Source organism: Candidatus Poribacteria bacterium, assembly GCA_016866785.1.
Taxonomy (GTDB): domain Bacteria; phylum Poribacteria; class WGA-4E.
The window spans coordinates 1-4,643 of the sequence record VGLH01000201.1 but is presented as its reverse complement, the minus strand read 5'-3'; the positions used below and the strand labels follow the sequence as shown (position 1 = coordinate 4,643).

5 protein-coding genes are annotated in these 4,643 nt (G+C 66.0%); 1 reads left to right on the top strand and 4 read right to left on the bottom strand.

Annotated features, from left to right (window positions below; translation table 11 throughout):
* Window positions 1–437 precede the first annotated feature (437 nt).
* The 4 genes from FJZ36_18095 to FJZ36_18080 form a co-directional block, all read right to left on the bottom strand.
* Window positions 438–1,052 carry a hypothetical protein gene (locus FJZ36_18095; GenBank protein ID MBM3216810.1) on the bottom strand — a complete coding sequence of 205 codons (615 nt, stop codon included), beginning with the start codon at window positions 1,050–1,052 and terminating at the stop codon, window positions 438–440.
* Between the two features lie 162 nt (window positions 1,053–1,214).
* Entirely contained in the window at window positions 1,215–1,982 is a 768-nt protein-coding gene (locus tag FJZ36_18090; GenBank protein ID MBM3216809.1) for a hypothetical protein, read from the bottom strand.
* Between the two features lie 156 nt (window positions 1,983–2,138).
* A complete protein-coding gene (locus FJZ36_18085) occupies window positions 2,139–3,197 on the bottom strand; it encodes a Gfo/Idh/MocA family oxidoreductase (GenBank protein MBM3216808.1) in 1,059 nt (352 codons plus the stop codon).
* A gap of 4 nt (window positions 3,198–3,201) precedes the next feature.
* Window positions 3,202–4,032, bottom strand: a complete 831-nt coding sequence (locus FJZ36_18080; GenBank protein MBM3216807.1) for a hypothetical protein — start codon at window positions 4,030–4,032, stop codon at window positions 3,202–3,204.
* 128 nt (window positions 4,033–4,160) lie between these two features.
* Between FJZ36_18080 and FJZ36_18075 the strand changes: the two genes are divergently transcribed.
* A complete protein-coding gene (locus tag FJZ36_18075; protein MBM3216806.1) occupies window positions 4,161–4,466 on the top strand; it encodes a hypothetical protein in 306 nt (101 codons plus the stop codon).
* Window positions 4,467–4,643 lie beyond the last annotated feature (177 nt).

Here is a 4,643-nt window from a genome sequence, read left to right as displayed (position 1 = left end):
GCGCGGCGTCGTGGACGGACGTGTCGGAACCGGACGGACTCGCGCGGTTCGGCTTCGCCGTCGCCGTGGACGCCGAAAACCCCGATGTCGCGTGGGTCGTTCCGGCGCAGGCAGACGAGAAGCGGGTCGCCTACGGTGGGGCGATGTGCGTCGCGCGCACCGAGGACGGCGGGCGCACCTGGACGGCGCTCCGACAGGGGCTGCCTCAATCGCGGTGCTACGACCTCGTCTACCGCCACGGCTTGGATGTGTCCGGCGATTCGCTCGCGATGGGGAGCACGACGGGCAACGTCTTCGTCTCGGACGACCGGGGCGAGTCGTGGACCTGCGTCGGCAACCACTTCCCACCCGTCTACTCGGCGCGGTTCGAGGCGCAGTCCTGACACACGGACGAATCCGCCGCCGGAGCGTCACACGACCTCCCGGTGCGAGGGAAATCAGCCTTTCGTCTTGGCGGCTGCCCAGACGGTCGCCAGCTTCCCCTTCGGTTCGACGGCGAGGGTTCCGATCCGATAGCGGAAGTAGATGTCGTCGGCTCCGTCGTTGGGTCCGCACCAAACCCATAGCGCGGTGCAGTCGGGGTCTTTCAGGAAGGCTCGCATCGCCGCCGCGCCGAATCCCCAGATGCCGGCTCCGAACTGCTCGTACTTGACGGGTTCCTCCCACTTCTTGTCGTCGAAGTTGGGCTTTTCCCAGCCGTCCTTACGGTCGGGCTTGTTGAACGACTTGTCGCAGATCCAGCCCGGATCGCCTGTGCCGATGTAGGTCTTGTTGTCGAGGATGATATCGGCGAGGAAGCCGCCCTTACCCGCTGCGGCGGGCTCCGCATCGTGGACGAAGACGGAGATGGTCGCCCGTCCGGCGACGAGATCGAAATTCGTGACCGTCGGCGCCTGCCAGTTGTTCCCTTCGGCCACCTTCGTGCCGTCCACGTACGCCGCCCACGCGTTGTCTCCGCTGATGCGGAGAACGCCCTTCTTCTGCGCGTATGCCGGCGGGGCGATCGAGATGAGACAAGACACTATCAGAAGACACCAGCGCATGATGCGCATGTGCCGACCCTCCTTATCCGTTGGTCGCGTCGGCGCGACCTGACGCCGTAACGATATGTCAAGGTCATGCCGTCGCGCAATGTCCGGCGCGGCCACGATTGTGCCTCCGACCGCCCGCGGCGAGCGCGTGAGGTCGCCGCTTGACGATCAGCGCCACGCGCATCACCTGTCCTGGATCGCGTCGAGGATCGAGCGAGCGACGGCTTCCATCCCAGGTTCGGCTAACAGCGGGGTCAGCCAGGGTACCGCCGGATCGCCGATACCGATGAGGATGCGTCGGAGATAGAAGCTCGCGCGTTCACCGGACTGTTGGGCGTTCGCTCTCCACGCCTCCTCGGTCGTGCCGACGAGTCGCGAACGCGCAAAGAACACCGTTCGATGCTCCGGGTTCAACGCAGCGACCACCCATGGGATGCACGTTTCGCCGTACTCAACGAGGGTGTCGCTCGCGCCGCGCCGCACTTCCGCATTCGGATGAGCGAGCAGAGCGATGATCGCGGGCACGACCAACGACGCTCGTTCGCGCGACCTTCCCGCCAGACGGATGCGCCACAAGCCTTCTCGAGAGACCGCTTGCGCTTCATTCGCTCCATAGGGCTCAGCAGAGGAGCCGAACGCCATGATGTTGAGGCTGCGGTACAGCCCCACCGCGGAGTCGTCTGGCGGAAGCTGAAGTGTCTCACGGGTAGGGGTTCCGTCGCGCAACTGCACGATCGTGACGCGGTTCCTGAGGTCTAGCGGATTCAGGGCTGTGACGGCGATCGCGGCATCGTGTGCCGCATTGTCGCCGTGCGCGGTCACTAGGTCGCTGCCCGACGGCTTCGGCGGTTGCCTGAGGACTGCACAACCCGCCAAGACGAGCGCGCAACTCACGCCGAGGGCGATGCGGCGTCGTGGGCCCTTAGTCGGACTCGCGTTGTTGCCTTCCATCGGTACCTCCTTCCGTTCGCATGGCGGTTGTAGCGCTGGTCCGGTGAGGACCAGCTCTTCTGCCAGATAGAGCGACTGTAGAACGCGGCATGCGTGGACCGCGAGCGCGCGCCCGGAGAAGCGCTTCGATCCGCCACGTGCCAGCGGTTGCGCTCCTCATCCTGACTGTAAACGCCAGCCCGCCGCGACGACGATCTGTCGTCCTTCGCGCGCGCTGTCGTAGAGCGCGTCGAGCAGCTTCATGAACCGGTAGGAGTCCGCCGCGCAGACGTCCGGCGCGACCTCGCCCCGCACCGCCATCGCGAAGTGCTCCACTTCGTAGTAGAACGCGGGTCGGGACTCCGGCGGCTCCGTGTGGGGCACGTCGGGGGCGTCGTCCACTGCCTCCGACACGAACTCGCCGTCGCGGAACCGATGGAGAGCTCCGCCCCGAATCGCGCCCGTCGTTCCGTAGAGCTCGACGGCTGTCGGCGAATCCGTGTGGAGCATCCGCGAGCAGTCGATCTGGACCGTCTTGCCGCCCGCGAATCCGGCGATACCGCTGAAATAGTCCTCGCTGGGACCCTCGGGACCGTCGTAGACGGGATAGAGCGAGTGTTTCGCCGCGAACGCCCACTCCGGCTCCGGGCAGCCCATCCACCACCACACCATGTCGAGCTCATGCGAGGCGTGCTGACCCAGCGCGCCGCCCTTGTGACCGTAGACGTGGAGCCATCGGTTCACGTCGTTCATCGGTGGGATCGCGTTGAACTTCAGGAACACGCGCGCGTGATAGGGCTCGCCGATGGCTCCGCGCGCGACGGCGCTGCGTATCCGCCGGTTGTGCGGAAAGTGGCGCAGGAAGTAGCAGAACTGGAGCACTTTGCCCGCTCGCTGCGACGCGGTGTCCATCTCCAGCACTTCGGGCGCGCGGATCGCGTGGGGTTTCTGGACGAGGACGTGCTTGCCCGCTGCGAGCGTGTCCAGAACTAGCGGCAGCCTGCCGTCCGGCGAAGTCGCCAGGTAGACCGCCTCGACCTCGGGATCGCCGAGAACACCTGACAAATCCGCGTACGCGCGAGGAATCCCGAACTCCCCCGCGACACTCTCCCGACGAGACGCATCCATCTCAGCGATCGCCACGACCTCGACCGACAGAACCGCCACACCAGCGAGAACCGCCTGCCTGCCCGCCCATCCGCAGCCGACCACCGCGATCTTCACCGGTGAACCCATGTCCTCAGTTTCCTTCCTGCGCCCAGTCCGCGTAGAGCGTCTCGGCAGCGCGGTTCAGTTGATCCCACTCCGTCAGGACGACCATCCGAACCGTCGCTGACAGCCGCTCGCCCGGCTCAACGTCGCGCCCGAACAGGTGGAAGTACTGCGAGTTGTGGTACGAGTGGAGCCCCGAAATCCCTATGGCGTCCTCCCGACGCGCCATGAGGACGATTGCGTGGCCGTATTTGTGCTCCTGCGTCATCAACGGGAGCGCGTAGGCGGGGCCCATCCGCCAGTTGACCGGGTACCCCGTCAGCCAACGGCCGTCGCGGAAGACGTTGAGCGCCTCGGCGTCGCGCGCCCATGCGTCCGTGTTCTCCTCCCCGAACCACGTCTTTTGGTACCAGAAGACGCCTTCTGGGTGGATCCGATTGTCCGAGACGGCGTACCGCGGCGTGTAATAGGGCGTGAAGTAGCTCGCGATGAACAGCTCGAAGCGGGAGTACGCCGCCTGCGCATCAGCGGAAAACGTCACGTCGACGGCGTTCTCATCCGTCAGAAGGCGATAGCGCGCCGAGAGCGCCGCGTTCACGCTCTCGCACGGCTCCCAGCGCACGACGACGTCACCCTCCTCAAGCGTCACGGACGACACGGCGCGTTCGCGGGGGATGTCCAACTGTCTCCCGTCGGCGAGCGCTCGGTAGATGTTCAGCCACGAGAAGTGGGGCCCCTCGTCGAGATGGAAGCTGTTCATGTCGGTGAGTCGGAGCCCGCTCCGGCCCAAGATGGCGACCCGTCCGCGTCGCAGCGCGCCTTCGTAGTGCGGTTCGGGTCTCGTTTCGGCGAATGGCATCGGGAGCTCCTTGCGAAGTGGAGTCGTGCTGGACGGCGAGCATCATACACCGCCCGCAAGCTTTGGGCACGGCACGGGTCTACAATGGCTGCGCTGCCGTACGCCCCATCGGAAAGGAGAGAGCTCTCATGGAGCGCCGCTATCCCGTGTTGCGTCTGTCCGTCAAGGTGTTGCGTGTTCTGGCGTGGATCGCCGTGGCAGTCGCGGCGATCTTCGCAGTCGTCGGCGCGGTCGGTCCGTCGATGGGGGGCATCGAACGTCTCATCGTCATCGGAGCCGCGATCCTCTACGGAGCGTTGATCTTCGGCCTTCTGATGATCTACGCCGAGCTGCTCCGCGTGGCGGTGGACATCGAGGAAAACACCCGCGGGACGCGGTCGGCGGTCGAAGCCCTCCGCGCGGAGCGCGCGGAATCACCCGCGTCAGGCGCTTGAGGGGATCGACGGACATGCCCGGGCTCCTGCTCATCCTCGCCTTCGTCTCAGCGGCAGCCGTCGCAGCCCCGCCGCCGGCGCGCCTCATCACCGCCAACCCGCTCGATCCCGCCGTCATCATCGAGATCAGCAAGTTCCGAAGCTGCGCTGGGCACGACTACAGCGGAAAGAACACCG

Bases quoted from the DNA above. Each gene is read 5' to 3' on its own strand.
- FJZ36_18085 (MBM3216808.1), bottom strand. From the start codon at position 3,197: ATGGGTTCACCGGTGAAGATCGCGGTGGTCGGCTGCGGATGGGCGGGC.
- FJZ36_18075 (MBM3216806.1), top strand. From the start codon at position 4,161: ATGGAGCGCCGCTATCCCGTGTTGCGTCTGTCCGTCAAGGTGTTGCGT.
- FJZ36_18095 (MBM3216810.1), bottom strand. From the start codon at position 1,052: ATGCGCATCATGCGCTGGTGTCTTCTGATAGTGTCTTGTCTCATCTCG.
- FJZ36_18090 (MBM3216809.1), bottom strand. From the start codon at position 1,982: ATGGAAGGCAACAACGCGAGTCCGACTAAGGGCCCACGACGCCGCATC.
- FJZ36_18080 (MBM3216807.1), bottom strand. From the start codon at position 4,032: ATGCCATTCGCCGAAACGAGACCCGAACCGCACTACGAAGGCGCGCTG.